The 18117-nt window shown below is 45.1% G+C and carries 10 protein-coding genes; all 10 read left to right on the forward strand.

The genetic code is table 11. The annotated features are described in order from the left end of the window. Positions 1-109 precede the first annotated feature (109 nt). The gene (locus F8C76_RS01695) at positions 110-1273 is read left to right on the forward strand and encodes a FecR family protein (protein ID WP_152130182.1); all 1164 of its coding nucleotides are present in this window, start codon (positions 110-112) and stop codon (positions 1271-1273) included. A gap of 205 nt (positions 1274-1478) precedes the next feature. Next, positions 1479-4865 (forward strand): TonB-dependent receptor, encoded by a 3387-nt coding sequence (locus F8C76_RS01700; protein WP_170283937.1) that lies wholly within the window; start codon positions 1479-1481, stop codon positions 4863-4865. Positions 4866-4899: 34 nt separating this feature from the next. Then, positions 4900-6462: a RagB/SusD family nutrient uptake outer membrane protein gene (locus tag F8C76_RS01705; protein WP_152130184.1), complete on the forward strand. Its 1563-nt coding sequence runs from the start codon at positions 4900-4902 to the stop codon at positions 6460-6462. 43 nt (positions 6463-6505) lie between these two features. Further along, on the forward strand, positions 6506-7453 hold the full coding sequence (locus F8C76_RS01710) for a DUF4380 domain-containing protein (protein ID WP_152130185.1): 948 nt from the start codon (positions 6506-6508) through the stop codon (positions 7451-7453). Between the two features lie 100 nt (positions 7454-7553). Then, positions 7554-9731: an outer membrane protein assembly factor BamB family protein gene (locus F8C76_RS01715; protein ID WP_211372098.1), complete on the forward strand. Its 2178-nt coding sequence runs from the start codon at positions 7554-7556 to the stop codon at positions 9729-9731. Positions 9732-9755: 24 nt separating this feature from the next. Then, the gene (locus F8C76_RS01720) at positions 9756-10949 is read left to right on the forward strand and encodes a lactonase family protein (protein WP_211372099.1); all 1194 of its coding nucleotides are present in this window, start codon (positions 9756-9758) and stop codon (positions 10947-10949) included. Positions 10950-10974: 25 nt separating this feature from the next. Next, positions 10975-12219, forward strand: a complete 1245-nt coding sequence (locus tag F8C76_RS01725; RefSeq protein WP_152130186.1) for an aminotransferase class V-fold PLP-dependent enzyme — start codon at positions 10975-10977, stop codon at positions 12217-12219. Positions 12220-12772: 553 nt separating this feature from the next. Beyond that, positions 12773-13288: an RNA polymerase sigma factor gene (locus F8C76_RS01730; RefSeq protein ID WP_170283938.1), complete on the forward strand. Its 516-nt coding sequence runs from the start codon at positions 12773-12775 to the stop codon at positions 13286-13288. Positions 13289-13400: 112 nt separating this feature from the next. Next, complete coding sequence (locus F8C76_RS18635; RefSeq protein ID WP_170283939.1) at positions 13401-14543, forward strand: FecR family protein; 1143 nt, start codon at positions 13401-13403, stop codon at positions 14541-14543. 181 nt (positions 14544-14724) lie between these two features. Continuing rightward, complete coding sequence (locus F8C76_RS01740) at positions 14725-18099, forward strand: SusC/RagA family TonB-linked outer membrane protein (RefSeq protein WP_152130188.1); 3375 nt, start codon at positions 14725-14727, stop codon at positions 18097-18099. Positions 18100-18117 lie beyond the last annotated feature (18 nt).

The raw sequence follows: 18117 nt of genomic DNA on the forward strand, positions 1-18117 counted from the left end.
ATTTTTTTTCTTTAAAAGATATTCTTGATTACAAATGTTATAAAAATATTATAAAAAAGTTAGGGTTTTCAAAATAGGGATTGTCATTCTATAGAGAATGTGAAAAAAGATGCCTCCAAAGAATATAGAAAACCTAATTGTAAAATATTTGCTCAATGAAGCATCAGCCAAGGAGCTGGACCTTTTGTCCGAATGGATTGCCCATACACAGAACGAACATGTTTTTGAGGAATATGTACAGTGTCATTACCAAATCTCACTTTCGATGAACCAACCTGATGCCGATAAGCTTAAAAAGGTCCTGTTGCAAAAGATCAAAAAGGACAAGAAGAAACAGAGTATGCATTTTGCATATAAAATGTTCAAGTATGCCGCCGTTGTCTTGGTCTTGTTTGGTTTGGGATATTTCTATAACAAAGAGACCGGACTGGATTCCGATCATGGGCATGCCAAGTTGGTCCCGACAGAGGAAGCCATAACCATTGAATTGGACAATGGGGAGGTCAAAGTCCTGGTCGCGGAGCAAAGGAAGGTGATACGGGACAAAAAAGGTAGGGTGATGGGGGAACAGAAAGGCTCAATGTTGGTCTACTCGAACCAGCAAAACAGGAAAGAGCTGCTCTACAATACGTTGAAAGTGCCTTACGGAAAGCGTTTTGATGTTGTGCTTTCGGATGGCACCCATGTGTATCTCAATGCGGGAACGACCTTACGGTATCCTGTCCAGTTCATGGATGGGATGAACCGGGAAGTTTACCTCACTGGAGAGGCCTATTTCGATGTGACCAAGAAAAAGGAGACAGGCCAATCATTCATAGTCCATGCAGATGCCATGGATGTGCAGGTCCTTGGAACAAAATTCAATGTTCGCAATTATCCGGAAAACACCATGGTTCAGACCGTATTGGTGGAAGGTTCCGTGGAATTGATGAGTGAACGGGACCCAAGCTTGGCCTCTACCAAATTGGAACCCGGTTATAAAGGGGAATGGGACGGAACGACCCCCGATATTTCAGTTGAAAATGTGAACACTCATTTATATACTGCTTGGATACAGGGCAAGCTGATTTTTAAGAACACCTCTTTTAAAGAGATCAGGAAAGCATTGGAGAGGAAGTACAATGTCAGGATCAAGAACAAGAACGAACATCTGGATCGACAATTTTTCGATGCTACCTTCGACATTGAGAGCATCGACCAGATCTTGGAGTCCTTTAGCCGAAGCTATGCCATCGAATACAAGATCATTGACAATGAAGTAATCATCGAATAACCTAAAACCAAAACCTATGTAAGCACCAACCAAAGACCAATCGAAGAACAAGAGCTTTGTCAAATAAAAAATCGGAAAATGCGCACACATTTTCCGATTGGGCGAAGTGATTTAAAAGAATTAAATCAAATAACAATTCAAAATTATGAAAAACCTCTTAAAACCATTGGTTTTACTGGAATATTTTCCTAAACCAAGTTTAAAAATGAAACTAACGGCACTATTGGTATTGATCTCACTCTTTCAAATACATGCCAACTCCTATGCCCAGAACAAAAGGATTTCATTGGATATGAGGCAAGTATCGGTTGCCAAAGTGATCCAAGAAATTGAGCATAAATCGGACTTCAAATTTTTACTGAACCGAAGGGACGTGGACCTTGACAGAACCGTGAGTATCCAGGCAGACAAAGAACCCATTAAAAAGATACTTTCCCGGCTGTTTAGGGGCACGGGAGTCAGTTTTGAACTTTTGAACAAGCAGATCATCCTACGACAGATTGTCCAAGACAATTCCTCTTCAAAACCCAACGGGAGAGCCTTGGACCGTAAACCGGACCAACTCACCATCTCTGGAACCATTACCGATGGGAATGGGGTTCCCTTGCCCGGCGCCACTGTCATTGAAAAAGGTACCATGAACGGCACGGCCGCTGATTTTGATGGAATCTATGCATTGGAAGTTTCGGGTCCCGGGGCGGTACTGGTGTTCAGTTCCTTGGGGTTTACCACACAAGAGATCACCATAGGAAGTGTATCGACCATCAACGTGTCGATGTTGGAAGATGCCGAACAACTTGAAGAAGTGGTATTGGTGGGATATGGCACCCAAAAGAAAAAGGATCTGGTGGGGTCGGTATCAACTTCTTCCAGAGAGGATTTTGGGGATGTGGCCGTCAGCAATACCTCAGAGCTCATCCAGGGAAAAATGGCCGGAGTCCAAGTGGTCAACAATAGTGGGAACCCCGGTTCGGACACACAGATCATTATTAGGGGAACCGGTTCCTTTACCAATGTGGCCCCCTTATATGTGATCGATGGAATCCAGAGTGATCAGACCATATTCAATTCCTTGAGTCCTTATGACATTGAGGATATCACCGTACTGAAAGACGCCTCCTCCGTGGCCATTTATGGGGCCCAGGGCGCCAATGGGGTGGTCATTGTGACAACCAAGAATTCGAAAAGAGGGAAGGCACAAATCACCTATAATACTTACGCGGGACTTTCATCGGCATGGAAACAGTTTGATATGCTGAACGCTGCGGAGTATACGGCAGTGATCAAAGAGTGGTATGCCAATGCCGGACAGCCATTGCCCCCAAGACTTCAAACACCTGAAGCACAGGTAACGGCGACCGATTGGCAGGATGAAATGTTCAGGACGGGAAAGCTCACCGAGCATCATATCAGTGTGGGTGGCGGTTCCGAGAATGTAAAATATGATTTCTCCATGGGGTATACCAATCAGCAGAGCCAAATAGTAAAAATGGATTTCACAAGGTTCAATGTCCGATTGAATTTGGTCGAGAACATTGGAAAGCGATTTAGACTTGGTCAACAACTGAACCTTCAGTACAGAACGACCAAAGGGGTCACGGCAAACATATTGGCCGGGCTTCGAATGCCTCCCTATATTTCCGTGCTGGATCCAGAAAATGAATTGGGGGGATATGGAATTGCCACAAGCGCCCTTGATGGGAATGATAGTCAGAATCCATTGATACAGCCAAACTTAAGGGACGTAAGGGACCGTAGGTTAAACAATTATGTTCAGTTGTTCGGGGAAGTCGATCTTTTTGATGGACTCAAGTTCCGGTCCCAATTGGGAGTGACCTTCAACTTTGGCCAATACTACAATTACAACCCCACCTATGCAGGGAATCAGCTTATTACGCAAAGTCAGATAAATGAAAGCTATGATTATGGACTGAGGTACATTGTCGAGAATTTTTTCTCGTACAATAAAACTTTCAACAATCACAATGTACAATTGACCTTGGGGAACTCCTATAGGGATGGGGGCATTTCGAGAGGGGTAGATCTTACGGGATCCAATTTTGCCAATGAGATCATCCATCAGATCGGAGTGGCAAAAACGGTCAGCCTTGGATCGGGCTATGCCAATTCCAACGCCCGTTTTGTATCTTATTTTGCCCGTGTCAACTATACCTTGAAAGATCGTTATATCCTCAGCCTTACCGGGCGTCGTGATGCCACTTCTTTGTTCAGTAAGGACAATAGGGTAGGGTATTTTCCTGCAGTTGGATTGGGATGGAAACTTTCCGAAGAGTCTTTTCTGAAAGAGTCATCCTTTATATCCAATCTAAAACTACGGGCCAGTTGGGGCAAGACCGGAAACTCCAATATCCCTGGTTTCCTTTATCAATCCAATGTATGGACCGGTTCAGGAAACAGTGTAGTGTATCCCTTGGGGGTTAACGAAGGATTGGTGAACGGGGCCACTGTGGCCATTGCGGCAAGCCCTGACCTGAAATGGGAAGAAACCACCACATTCGATGCCGGGGTGGACGCATCCTTTTTGAACAACAGACTGGAAGTGAACCTTGGCTATTACAATCGGGACAACGAGGACCTTTTGGTGGAAGTTCCATTGCCCTTGTCCACTGGTTATGGAGGGGTTTCGGGAGCGAACAGTAACCAGACCATCAATGCAGCTTCCGTATACAACCGTGGTGTTGAATTTTCCGTGGGATACCAGGATACCTTTGGAGAACTTGATTTTGGTATCAATATCAATGGGGCCTATAACAAAAATGAGGTTACTTCCCTTGGCACGCAGAATGCGGTCCCCATTATAGATGGGTCGTTTTACTCCGTTCCTGCCATGACCCGCACCGAGGTGGGACAGCCCATAGGATCTTTCTATGGCTATGTGTACGATCATGTTGCCATTGATGATGCCGATGTGGAAAAGTACAATGCCATTGCCCGGAATGCAACGGGTGATGCCGGAGCGGTGTACCAATCCGGTCTGTTGCCAGGAGATAGGATCTTTAAGGATCTCAATGGGGATGGACAGTTGACCGAAGAGGACCAGACTTTCCTTGGAAACCCCATACCCAAATGGAACTATGGGGCAAACATCAATTTGGGATATAAGAATTTTGACTTCATGTTGTCCCTTCAAGGGGTTGCGGATGTGGAGATCATCAATGCCACCAAATATTATTTGGAGGGGATGGCCCTGCCGTTCAATGCCAAAAGAAAGGTTTTGGACCGTTGGCAAAACCCAGGGGATGTTACGGATATAGCCCGAATCGGTCAAAATCCTGGAACTTCTGACAATTTGCGGAACTCTTCCTGGTTTGTGGAGGACGGTTCCTTTACCAGGGTGAGGAACATCACTTTGGGGTATACCGTTCCGAGGGATGTCATTACCAAGTTGACCCATGATACGGTAAGGAACGCCCGGGCGTATTTCACGGCCCAGAACCCATTTACATTTACCAAATATTCAGGGTATGATCCTGAAATAAGTGGAAGCAACCTCATTTTTAGCAGAGGGATCGACACGGGCGCCGTCCCAATGTCGCGGTCGTTCATACTGGGTCTACAAGTAAGTTTCTGACCACATTACACTAACATTGAAAAATCTATATATCATGAAAAATAAAATTGGAATAATGTTCCTGATCATCATGCTGGTTTCTGTGGGCTGCCAAGATAACCTGCTGGATGTCGATAATATGAACGCCTATAGTGATGAGACCTATTTCAAAACCCAGGAACAGTACAATGAGGCCGTTATGGCCACTTATGCTGTGTTCAGTCATGAAGGGATGATGGCAAGGGAATGGTACTTTATATTTGATCTTTTGGCCAATGATGCGGAAAAGGCACCTCCCTTGGTAGGGACCGAACTGCAATTGGCGGAATACAGTTTTACCCCAACAAACCCGGATATTGTTGCCCTTTGGGCATCGCTTTATCGAATGGTGTTCAGGGCCAATTTGGCACTTTTTGTCATGGAGGATTGGGAGCCTACGCCTTCTGAGGTGGCGCTAAAGGAACAGTATATTGCCGAGGCACGCTTATTACGCGGATTTGCATACTTCAATTTGGTGACCAATTGGGGGAGGGTGCCCTTAAAAATGAATTATGAATCATCCCGACAGAATTCGGCACCGAGGGAAGAAGTTTCCACAGTATGGAAGGTGGTAGAGGAAGATCTTTTGGCGGCCATTCCCAATTTACCAGTGGAATATTCCGCAGATCAGTTGGGCAGGGGCACCAAAGGAGCTGCCATTGCATTTTTGGGAAAGACCTATCTGTTCCAAAAAAAATATGATGAGGCCATTGTGGAGTTCGATAAGCTTACCAAGGCTCCGTTCAACTACAGCCTAGACGCCGATTTTGATCGTTTGTTCGGGGAGGACAATATCAATACACCGGAAGCCATTTTTGCTGTAAACCATACCTATACCACTCCCAATACCCAATATTATATGTTCGGGGGACAGGAAGGCTCCAATGGGAGAACCTTCCATACGGGACGTGCCCAGGAATATGGTTTTAACGATTGGCAAAACGTTGTGGCCTCCAATGCACTTGTGGAAGCCTATGCGTATCCCGACCCACAAACCGATGCACCCTACATGGATCCAAGGGCAGGCTTGACCTATTACGGTACTGCTGCAAATGGTGGTGATATCCAATATTGCGATCACTGTCCGGATGGCCCCATCGATTACCCACAGGATTTCTTTGGCAACAGCTACAGAAAATATGAACCCTATGAATTCCAACAGTATACCTCTGCGCCAAGAAGTGGGATCAACACCCATGTCGTACGTTATGCGGATGTATTGTTGATGCTTGCCGAAGCCTATATCGAACAAGGTGCCGATGTACCAAAGGGAATGTCCTTGATCAATGAAGTAAGGAACCGCCCCAGTGTTATGGCCGTAAATTATCCAACCGGATTGAGTCAATCCGAAGCCCGTGATGCCCTAAGGCTGGAGCGTAGGATAGAACTTGCGGGAGAGCAGTCCCGTTGGTTTGACTTGAACAGATGGGGCATTGCGAAAGAGGTCTTGAACACCGAGCACCCCGAAGGCCCGGGACAACAACCTTTTTTGGACAAGCATGTATTGCTGCCTATTCCCCTACAGGAACGGAACACCAATCCAGAATTGGCAGCAGATGTGGATAATGACTGGAATTAAAGGACAGGCTTGGAGATTTTACGATCCAGGGTAATTTGAAATCATGGATTTCAGAATATTCAATGGTACCATGGGTATGCTATGCCTTTGGATGCTGTTGTTCCCCAGCTGTATGGATAAGGAACATGTTGTCCCAATCCTTGAGGATGGGCGCTATACCATACAGCTAGGGAATCAGATAATGGAAATTGATCCATCAACAGGGGGAAGGATAACTTCCTTGAAATTGGATGGAGAGAATTTTTTAACGGATGAGAATGTGGATTCCTTCAACTGGGGATCTACTTTTTGGCCCAGCCCCCAAAGCGATTGGGGCTGGCCCCCATCCCCTGAGCTTGACAATAAGCCCTATACGGATGCATCGATGGGCCCTGTTGTTAAGATGGTCAGCGGAAAGGACCCAAAGACGGGATATGTGATCACCAAAGCCATTAGGGGAAAGACAACAACGGCGTCCTTTTTGATTACCTATTCGATAACCAACACATCGGATAGTGTGCAAAAAGTGGCTCCATGGGAGGTGACCCGTGTCCATATCAATGGCATGGCATTTTACCCTATGGGGGCGGGGAAACGCACCGGGGGATTACTTCCCTTGGTCACTGAGAGGAAAGGTATAGTTTGGTTTGTATATGATGGTGGGGGGCTGCCAACTTCGGGCGATCGCCAATTGTATTCGGATGGATCGGAAGGGTGGTTGGCCCAAGTCAATGACTCTGTGATATTGGTCAAAAAGTTTGAGGACATCGCATGGATCGACAAGGCGCCGGAAGAGGGAGAAGTTGAATTATTTGCCAGCGATATCCGAAAGACCGGAACGGGATATGTTGAAATTGAACACCAAGGGGCATATCAGGAATTGGAACCAGGAGAGTCCTTGGTATGGGACGTGGAATGGTTTTTAAGAAAGCTGCCCCCGGAAATCACCCCCGAAATGGGAAATGATCGACTGGTGGAATATGTCCGTGACCTGATTCAGGCAAGGCCCTAAAGAAATCAGGAAATATGTGACAGGGATGGACAAAGAATGATTAAGAAGGGAACTCTCCCATAAGGGTAAGTTCGAACAATGATTTTAACAAAAACCAAAATTGAGAAAGACAAACATAATCACTGTATTGATCCCATCCATGCTATTGCTGGGCTTGGGATGCGATAAAAAGACCAATCTCGAAAGAACCTGGAGTATCTATAAGGCGGACAACCATAGCAGCAGCTATTCTCCCTTGGAACAGATCAATAGGGAGAACGTAGATGAACTACAGCCCATATGGAGCTTTAGGCCCAATGATGCCCCTAAGGGGACCAGGTTTTCAAGAAGTGAATCCAACCCCATTGTGGTGGATGGTATTATGTACACGACATCGGCCAGGCACCGTTTGTATGCATTGAATGCCAGTACCGGTGCCATGATATGGTCTTTTGACCCCTTTGACGGTGGACCTGGTGGTGGGGTAAACAGAGGGGTCACCTATTGGGAGGATGGGGATGACAAGAGAATATTGTTTACGGCAGGGGACCAACTCTATGCCGTGGAGGCAGGTACGGGAAGGCCCATTGACTCTTTTGGAGATAAGGGAAAGGCCAGCATGAATGTAGGATTGCGAGGTGACCCAGAGGCCATTTCCGTAATTCCTACCTCGCCCGGTATCGTATATGGGGACCTATTGATCATGGGGACCGAGGTATCGGAACTATATGGGGCCGAACCCGGGTACATCAGGGCCTATGACATACGGTCGGGTGCTTTAAAATGGAAGTTCCATACCATTCCCAAACCCGGGGAAATCGGATATGAAACCTGGCCCAAGGATGCATGGAAGTATGCTGGAGGGGCAAACAACTGGGCTGGTATGAGTATAGATGAGGAAAGAGGTATGGTCTTTATCTCCTTGGGGTCGCCCACCTATGATTATTATGGGGCCGATCGCAAAGGAATGAACCTTTTCGGGAATTGTGTGGTGGCCCTTGATGCCGGAACCGGGGAATATATATGGCATTTCCAGACCATTCACCATGATCTTTGGGACTATGACCTGCCCGCCCCACCTAACTTGGTCACCTTGGAACGGGATGGAAGAAAGGTGGATGCGGTGGCGCAAACTTCCAAAATAGGTTTCTTGTACGTACTTGACAGAGAGACGGGGGACCCTTTGTTCCCCATAGTTGAAAAGAAGGTCCCGGCCTCAAATATCCCTGGGGAACATGCGTGGCCCACACAACCTTTTCCCCTCAAACCGGAACCCTATGCCAAACAGTTCATCACCAAGGAAGATTTGAGTTTTTACTCTCAGGAATCATACGATTCCTTACTGAAGGCGTTTAATTCCTATCGTTATGAGGGGCTTTTCACCCCTCCTGACACAATTGGATCATTTTTCTTTCCAGGGAGTAGGGGAGGATCTAGTTGGGGAGGTGGGGCCTACGACCCGAACAGCGGAATTCTCTATGTGAAATCCAACAACTCTCCCGAGATTGGTTTGTTGAAAAGGATTGAAAACAAAAAGGATGTAGGGACAGATGTATCACTCTATGAGAGAGGGGAACAATTCTACGGGAACTTTTGTGTCAGTTGCCATGGGGCCGATAGAAATGGGCAAGAACCAGACAATCCTTCCTTACTGGGATTGCAAGTAAAGATGGGGCGCGAACAGGTCTTGAAAAAAATCAATGAGGGGGCTGGGAAGATGCCTTCATTTTCCAGTGTACTACCTGGGGAAGAAGAGGCGATATTGGCCTACCTGTTTGAACAAAAGAATAAAGGGTCCAAATGGGAGGACCGCCTATTGGAGGAAGTACAGACTAACGAAAAAGCAAATACGGAAGTGCAAACGGACACTTTTCCCAGATATTTGAACATAAGGGCGTATGGACATTTTCGGGATATGAAAGGGAGGCCGGGGATAAAGCCCCCTTGGGGCACCTTGAACGCCATCAACTTGAATACTGGGGAATATGAGTGGAAAATACCTGTGGGTAACGACCCTGAACTACAGGAGGAAGGAGCTCCCCCTACGGGAACTGGGGGATCTGCAGGGCCGATTGTAACTGCGGGAGGTGTGGTATTCCTCACGGGTACCCATGATGGAAAACTATTTGCCTTTGATAAGGCAGATGGCAAAAGGCTTTGGGAAATTTCCCTTCCTGCATTAGGGACTGCCACCCCAAGTACGTATATAAGTGAAGGCAAACAGTATTTGGCCGTTGCCGTTGCCGGCAATGAAGATGAACCCGGAGGGTATATTATGGCTTTTGCACTTCCCGATTAGAAGAATGTAGAAAACTAAAAAGTTATGAAATCGAACAAAACCATTTTGAAGGGCAGATCCAATGGCAGGATCATGAAGAGGGTACTGATGTCTTTGCTGGTGACCACTACCATTTTTTACGGTTCGGCCCAAGAACCGAACCGTGGGGAGTATAACCTTTTGATCGGTACCTATACACAAAGGGGCAAGGACAATGGAATATTTGTCTACCGATTCGATAGTGGTACAGGGGAACTAAGCTATAGGTCGGAAACCAATGGGGTCAAAAACCCTTCCTATCTGGTCATATCCAAGAATGGAAAACACGTTTATGCGGCGAATGAATTGGGTAGGGGAAATGGAACGGTGACCGCTTTATCCCTAGATCCGGAAAAAGGGGAACTTAGTGTCTTGAATGTTATGGGAACCGGAGGAGATGGCCCCTGCTATGTGGCTGTGGATGATATGAACCGATATGTTTATGCGGGCAACTATGGAGGGGGTAGTCTAGGAGCCATACCCATAAGGGAAGATGGTGCTTTGGGTTCTTCCATCCAGTCCATTAGACATGAGGGCGGTAGTATACGACCTGGGCAGAAGAGACCCCGGGTCCATGCAACGGTCTTATCCAATGACAACAGCTTCCTATACGTTCCCGATCTGGGAACGGATAAGATAAACATCTACAAAATAGATGCCTCCTCCAGCAACCCCATGGCCCCTGCCGATCAGTCCTTTGTAAGTGTTGAACCGGGCAGCGGTCCAAGGCATTTTGTATTCCATCCCAACGGCAAGTTTGCGTATGTGGTTCAGGAACTTATGGGAATAGTCACGGCCTTTGATCATGATGGTGGAAAATTAAAGAGCAAACAATCGGTGAGCTTGCTTTCCAAAACGTATAAAGGCGGAGTGGATGAGGCAGATGCCGCGGATATCCATATCTCACCTGATGGGAAGTTTTTGTATGCTTCCCTGAGAGGGGAAAGTAATGAATTGGTCATTTATGCCATTGAAGAAAATGGAATGTTGGAGTATGTGGGCAGGCAATCCACCTTGGGCAAGGTGCCAAGAAATTTTGTAATAGACCCATCGGGAAGGTTTGTATTGGTAGGAAACAGTGCCAGTAATGAGGTGGTTGTTTTTAAACGGGATCAAAGTACAGGGCTTTTGGAACCGACCGGAAATACCATTTCGGTACCTGCTCCTGTGTGTCTGAAGTTCACAAAAATGGACCTATAAACAAACAACCCAAAAACAATAACAGATGATTACAAGGAGAAAATTATTGAAAAACTTATCGGCTGTTCCGGTAGTAGGTGGATTGGTAGGTACCGGAATGGTATCGGCCTGTGAATTCAACAAGACCGACCCGGGAGCTGGAACAGAAGAAGCGACCAGGAACTTTTTTGAGGAACTGGGCGTGACACCGGTAATCAATGCGGGGGTTACCATGACCTTTCTATCGGGCTCGTTGATGCGTCCAGAGGTGATGGCGGCCATTAACTCCACCGCCCATGATTTTGCCAATATGTACCAACTACAGGACAAGGTAGGTGAAAAGATAGCCGAAATGCTCAACGTGGAAGCCGCTATGGTGACCTCGGGAGCAGCCTGTGCCATGGTATTGGGTACCGCTGCGACCATAACAGGTATGGATTTGAAGAAGAGAAGGCAATTGCCTGACCTTCCCGATCCACGTCCGGAAGTTATCATGCAGAAAAGCCATAGATATGTCTTCGATCAAGCAATTCCTACAGCAGGTGCTCGGATTGTAGAGGTGGATGGTGCCGAGGAAATGGAAGCTGCCATCAATGAGAACACCGTAATGGCCTTGTACTTCAATGCGGCAAGCGGACCAATTTTACACGAAGAGTTCGTAGCCATAGCCAAGCGTCATAATATACCCACGTTCATTGATGCCGCTGCTGATGTACCCCCAAAGGAAAACTTGTTCAAGTTTCAGAAAATAGGTTTCGACCTGATTACTTTCTCAGGAGGAAAAATGATCAGGGGACCTCAGAGTGCCGGACTTCTTTTTGGTAGAAAAGACCTTATTGAAGCGGCCAAATTCAACCATAGCCCCCATGAGGCCCCAATAGGTAGGCCAATGAAAGTCAACAAAGAGGAGATTTTTGGGATGTACGCAGCCCTTAAGGCCTATTTGGAACTGGATCATGAAAAGGAGTGGCAAGATTGGTTGGACCGTATTGAACGTATCAAAACCAAGATAACCACCATTGAGACCGTAAGTGGGGAGACCCATGTAAGCCCTGGTCCTGCAAATGCCTTTCCAAGTATGTTGGTGAGCTGGGATCAAGAAAAGGTGAAGATGAGCCCAAAAGAGGTTAGTGATGCTTTAAAAGCGGAAAACCCAAGTATTGTGACCAATATTAGAAGGGGAAGGGATGGTGCCGAGGACAGATTGAGCGTTGGTGTTGTGCTTCTAAAGCCGGAACAGGTAGACTACGTGGCCGAACGTTTGGCCGCCGTATTGAGTAAAGCCGTTTAAGGTTTTAAGATATTTGGTCATTGTGAATCCAAATGCAATGGCCCCGCTACTCTTCAAGTGGCGTGTAAAATCGAGCAATCATTGGAATTGTTTGGTTAGTTTTTTAGATTGTATGGGGCGCAGGTGACAACCAGCGCCCCTTTTTCACATACTTCATTGAATTATAGGTGTTTGGATGCTAAACTGTTAGTGTGGTAGAGCGTAAGATTTGATGGATGACCTCTTTATCTTCGTCATCAACTTTAAAGATTTGGGGATTAAAAATCATATAGATTTTTTATGGTAATATCTTACCCTCGGGAAATCTGAGTATTTAATGAAATTCCCCATTATAGTTTTAGAACAGGGGTAAGGTTATGGCTTGAGAAAGTAGAGTCGATGAAAAGGAAAACCCAGATGATAAAATTGAAAAATAAAAATCGAAAAAAATTAATAAGTTTATACTGATTTTTTGGATTTTTTAAGCTTTAATGCTGTAAAGTTCATAGAATAAATCATAAAATGACCAATGCCTATAATAGGTGTTAAGTGCAATATAAACCTTGATCCCTCTATGAAAACCTCGTTCAAAAACGAAATTAAGGCGTTGTTTTTGAAACATTATGAGGAATGGTGCCTGATTTCTTTCAGATATGTAAAGGATATGGCTGAGGCCGAGGATATTGTGCATGACGTCATATATAAAATGTTGACCTTGGGCGACAAGGCCATTGAAATTGCCCATATGAAAGGTTACATTGTAACCTCCATACGAAATCTGAGCATAAAGAAAGCGGGGGTCAAAAATAAATTGTCCAGACTTGAAGATGCGGAAGTGGTTGTGCCTGTGGAATTGCTCCAAGAGGAAAGACTCATATGGAAGGAGGACTCAAAGAAGATCCAGAAAGCCTTGGACAAGTTGCCCGAACAAAGCAAAAAAGTCTTTGAGCTATGCGTCATGGGAGGGGTAAAGTATAAAAATGCCGCCGAGATTCTTGGGATTTCCATCAATACCGTAAAGTATCATCTCCAAAAATCTTTTAAGATCTTAAGGATAAATTTGAAGAATTTTTATCTATTTCTCCTGTAGGGTATAACACTTGATTAACATTAAGTTAATATTTTCTTCTTTTTTCACTACCCTTTTTTTGTTTTCGGGAATCTTATAAGAAAGGCCTTTGCTTTTTAATTGACCCATGATTATGAAATTAGGTAAACTGATATATAAAAAATTGAACCATTCCCTTGCTGGTGAAGAAGAGTCGGAATTTATGCAATGGTTCAATGCATCAAAGGAGAACCAAGAGACTTTTCTTGCATTGAAATCTTTTTATGAAGAGGGAATAGATCTTTCCGACCTACAACATTTGGACGCTGAAAGGGCTTGGAAAAAATTGTCGGATCAGTGGAACGTCGATCATCCCAAAAAATATCCATTTAGGGTTTATGGCCGTTATGCAGCAATTTTTGTTGGTGTCTTGGGACTAGCTTATGGATATTGGCACTATTCCCAAAATGTTGGACTTCCAGCCATGCCTGTTGTAGGCGATGCCATCACCTTGGATCTTGGTAACGGCAATACCCTCAAGTTGTCTTCTTCCGAGTATGAAAAGATTACTGATGGAAAGGGGAACACTTTGGGAGTGCAAGAGGGAGAGACCTTGGATTACTCCCAAGGAGAGGGCACCAATGAATATGCAATTAATACACTGAGCATTCCCAACGGCAAACGCTTTACCCTTCTTTTGTCTGATGGGACCAGGGTCCATCTCAATGCGGGATCTTCGCTGCGGTATCCTGCAAAGTTCAAGGAGAAAGGCAATAGGGAGGTGTTTCTTGCAGGGGAGGCTTTTTTTGAAGTGAGTAAGAACCAAAAGCAACCCTTTATTGTGAACAGTGACAAAATGGACATCAAGGTACTGGGGACCAAGTTCAATGTATCGGCCTACCCGGATGATGAGATGATAAACACTGTTTTGGTGGAAGGATTGGTCCAATTGGGCTCCCCTGGACTGCCTCCTGACCAATCAACTTTTCTTGAACCTGGGTTCAAAGCGGAATGGGACAGTGGCCAAAAAACCATAAAGAAGGAAAAGGTGGATACAGGGCAGTATACTGGATGGATGGAAGGCAAGTTCATAGTTAGGGAGATGGAGTTCAAAAGCATTTTGAAAAAGCTGGAAAGGCATTACAATATTTCCATCACCAATAACAACAAAGCACTATCCAACAGGGCGTTCTCTGCCACTTTTACCACTGAGACCATAGAGGAAGTACTGAACACCTTTGCCTTGGAGACCAGCTTTGAGTTTGAAATATCAGATGATCATATAATTATTAAATAACCTTGACCTAAAAACTGAAGCCTATGAAATAAACGAAAGGAAATAAAAAAATCGGGACATGCGGTAACATGTTCCCGATTCGAATAATCAACTTAAATAAGCTAATTAAAAACATTACAAAAGTATGAAAAATTGCAATAGGCGAGTTTCGCTTAGTTTAAACCAACACTTTCTATTGACCATGAAACTTTCTGTTTTCTTTTTGATAGTTTCATTTTTCTCTGCGGAGGCCAGTACGTACTCACAAAAGGCCATGGTGACCCTTGATATGGAGAATGTGGAAATGGGGACGGTCCTTGAAAACATAGAGGCCCAGACCAAGTTCAAATTTTTCTTTGACAGCAATAAGATAAATGTCAGGCAAAAGGTGTCCATAAGTGCAGACAATACGGTGATAACTGATGTTCTGGACAATCTTTTTAAAGGAACCCAAATTTTCTACATCTTTAGAAAGGAACAGATAGTATTGAATATTAGGACACTGAAGAGCCATGCTTCCGACCAGAAGGAAAACATTTCAAAAAGTATATCCCCTGCACAAATGCAGGTTTCCGGGACCATAAAGGATAGCAATGGAACCCCTATTCCGGGGGTTTCTGTTGTGGAAAAAAATACCTCCAATGGTACTGCGGCCGATTTTGATGGCAACTATGCCTTGACTCTTCAAGGAGACAATGCAGTCTTGGTATTTAGTTCCATTGGATTTGCACCCCAAGAGATTCCCGTGGGACAATCTACACGGATTGATGTTGTTTTGAGGGAAGATGCCGAAAGCTTGGACGAAGTAGTGGTCACCGCACTGGGAATGTCCCGGGAAAAAGCTGCACTACCTTACTCGGTAAGCGAAGTAAAAGGAGATAAACTTACCCAAGCCAGGGAGATAAACTTGGGAACGGCACTTTCAGGTAGGGTAGCCGGTGTAAATGTGACGAGCACGGCCAATGGTCCCAATGGTTCCAGTAGGGTGATCATTCGTGGAAACGGTTCGCTTAGTGGTGAGAACCAACCCTTGTATGTGGTCAATGGCGTTCCAATGAACAATACCAATCAAGGAAACCCTGGAACCTATGGGGGGGTCGATGGTGGTGATGGTCTTGTGAGTATAAACCCTGATGACATCGAATCCATTTCGGTCCTCAAAGGTGGGACGGCAGCGGCTCTTTATGGATCTAGGGCGGCCAATGGTGTGATTTTGATCACAACAAAATCAGGTTCTGCCCAACAAGGTCTTGGTGTGGAAGTAAATTCAACCTTTACCATGGAGACTCCCCTTTCCTTTCCAGATTGGCAGTATCAATACGGTTCGGGAAGCCAAGGACAGAAACCAAGCTCACTATCCGAGGCTGTGGCCTATGGTAGGACATCATGGGGAGCACCTTTGGATGGTTCCCCGGTAATTCAGCCTGATGGAAATGAGCATCCATACTCAGCACAGAAAGATAACATCAGAAATTTTTACGACAATGGTACAACCTTTTCCAATACAGTGGCCATAAATGCTGGTAATGAAGATGCCCAAATGCGGTTTTCGGTCTCCAATATGGACAATAAGGGAATTGTGCCCAATGCATCCATGAACCGAAAAACGTTTAATCTTAGTGGAAATGCCAATTTGGGCAAGAGGATTGAGTTTGAGGGTAGGGCACAATATAGTATAGAACAGAACAAGAATAGGACCTATGTAGCAGACTTTACCAAAAATCCCAATGCATCCGTAGGTTTGGTTGCCACTAATATAGATGTCAGGACTTTGGCTCCCGGCTATGATGAACGTGGTTATGAAAAGGAATGGAACGACTATGTATTTGTAGTGAATCCCTATTTCGCTTCGGAAAAAGTAAAGAACCAAGATGAAAGAAGACGATTCATTGGCTCGTTCGTGACCAAGCTCAACATTACGGATTATCTCTATGCCCGTACCAGAATTGGGATAGATTATTTCAATATTGAGGCAAATGATATTACCCCAACGGGTATCCTATACAGTCCACGAGGTAGTATGAGTGAAAGGGAGGTCAAAACCTATGAGACCAATATTGAAGCCCTTTTAGGCTTTAATAAGCGATTTGGGAACATTTCTGTGAATGCCATTGCTGGTGGAAATAAAATGTATACCCAGAACAAGCAGGTTGAGTTCTCCAGTGGATTGTTCAATGTACCCTTTACCTATTTTATTACCAATGGCAGTAGTCCTACCTTTGAAAAGGGTTTTAGGGAAATGGCCATAAATTCCTTGTTCGGGTCTGTGGATATAGGGTATAATGACTATTTATACTTAACGTTTACGGGGAGAAACGATTGGTTTTCCACACTTTCACCAGAGAGTAACAACTTGTTCTATCCATCCGTTGGGGCCAGTTTTGAGTTTTCGGATGCTTGGGCGTCCAAACCGGAGTGGCTTAGTTATGGAAAGATTCGATCCTCTTGGGCACAAGTAGGGGGAGGGGCTCCAGACCCCTATGGGCTTAACTTGGCCTATGTGGCACAGACCGCATCACATTTGGGCCAACAGTTGATGAATGTTTCCAGCAACAATATCCCCAATACGCTTAAACCGTATACTTCCACAACCGCTGAGGTTGGTCTGGACCTACGATTTTTTCAAAGCAGATTGGGAGTGGATCTAACCTTGTACAACAGAACAACAACAGATGATATTGTCAATGCCTCTGTCCCCTTCTCATCAGGATACCGAAGTGTTTCCTTGAATGTGGGAAAGATAAGCAATAAGGGTGTGGAGTTGTTGGTAACAGGTACCCCGATCGATCGTTCCAAAGATTTTGGCTGGGAAGTGAGTTATAACCTGGCATACAACAAGAATACCGTGGAAAGAATAGCGGATGGGCTTACTTCCCTGCATTTACCGGGAGCTACTGCAAGGACCCAAAACGGATTCATATACCACTACGAAGGAATGCCATTTGGTATGGTGGCTGGTTATAAACGACAGACCAACGATAATGGTGATATAGTATATAATCAAGCCAATGGTTTGCCATTGCAGGGAGACTTTGTGGCCTTAGGCCGTGGAGTGCCCCCTCTTACCATGGGACTTACCAACAACTTTACCTATAAGAACTTTTCCATGGGTGTTTTGTTGGATGGCAAGTTTGGATCAAAGCTGTATACCTCCACAAATGCTTATGGAACGTACTATGGGCTACACAAGAATACTGTGGCCAATGGGGTAAGGGAGAATGGGGTACAGGTATCGGGAGTGGATACCAATGGGAATCCATATAGTGCTACCATCGATGCACAGACCTATTTTCAGAATACGGCCTTTTCCATAACGGATGATTTTGTATCCGATGCAGGCTTTATCAAGCTGAGACAATTGACTTTTGGGTATACCTTTCCCCACTCTATCTTGACCGAGACTCCTTTTGAGCATGTCAGTGTTTCCTTTGTTGCAAGGAACCTCATGTTATTGTACAGTCAAGTGGACAATGTAGATCCAGAGTCCAATTATAGTAATTCAAACGCCCAAGGTCTGGAAAATTTTGGGGTACCACCCACTAGGAGTTTTGGGCTGAACCTTATGGCGCGGTTCTAAAATCAAAGATTGTTTTAC

Source organism: Flagellimonas olearia (assembly GCF_009184425.1).
Classification (GTDB): domain Bacteria; phylum Bacteroidota; class Bacteroidia; order Flavobacteriales; family Flavobacteriaceae; genus Flagellimonas; species Flagellimonas olearia.

Bases quoted from the DNA above. Each gene is read 5' to 3' on its own strand.
- F8C76_RS01700 (WP_170283937.1), top strand. From the start codon at position 1,479: ATGAAACTAACGGCACTATTGGTATTGATCTCACTCTTTCAAATACAT.
- F8C76_RS01730 (WP_170283938.1), top strand. From the start codon at position 12,773: ATGAAAACCTCGTTCAAAAACGAAATTAAGGCGTTGTTTTTGAAACAT.
- F8C76_RS01710 (WP_152130185.1), top strand. From the start codon at position 6,506: ATGGATTTCAGAATATTCAATGGTACCATGGGTATGCTATGCCTTTGG.
- F8C76_RS01720 (WP_211372099.1), top strand. From the start codon at position 9,756: ATGAAATCGAACAAAACCATTTTGAAGGGCAGATCCAATGGCAGGATC.
- F8C76_RS01740 (WP_152130188.1), top strand. From the start codon at position 14,725: ATGAAACTTTCTGTTTTCTTTTTGATAGTTTCATTTTTCTCTGCGGAG.
- F8C76_RS01725 (WP_152130186.1), top strand. From the start codon at position 10,975: ATGATTACAAGGAGAAAATTATTGAAAAACTTATCGGCTGTTCCGGTA.
- F8C76_RS18635 (WP_170283939.1), top strand. From the start codon at position 13,401: ATGAAATTAGGTAAACTGATATATAAAAAATTGAACCATTCCCTTGCT.
- F8C76_RS01695 (WP_152130182.1), top strand. From the start codon at position 110: ATGCCTCCAAAGAATATAGAAAACCTAATTGTAAAATATTTGCTCAAT.
- F8C76_RS01705 (WP_152130184.1), top strand. From the start codon at position 4,900: ATGAAAAATAAAATTGGAATAATGTTCCTGATCATCATGCTGGTTTCT.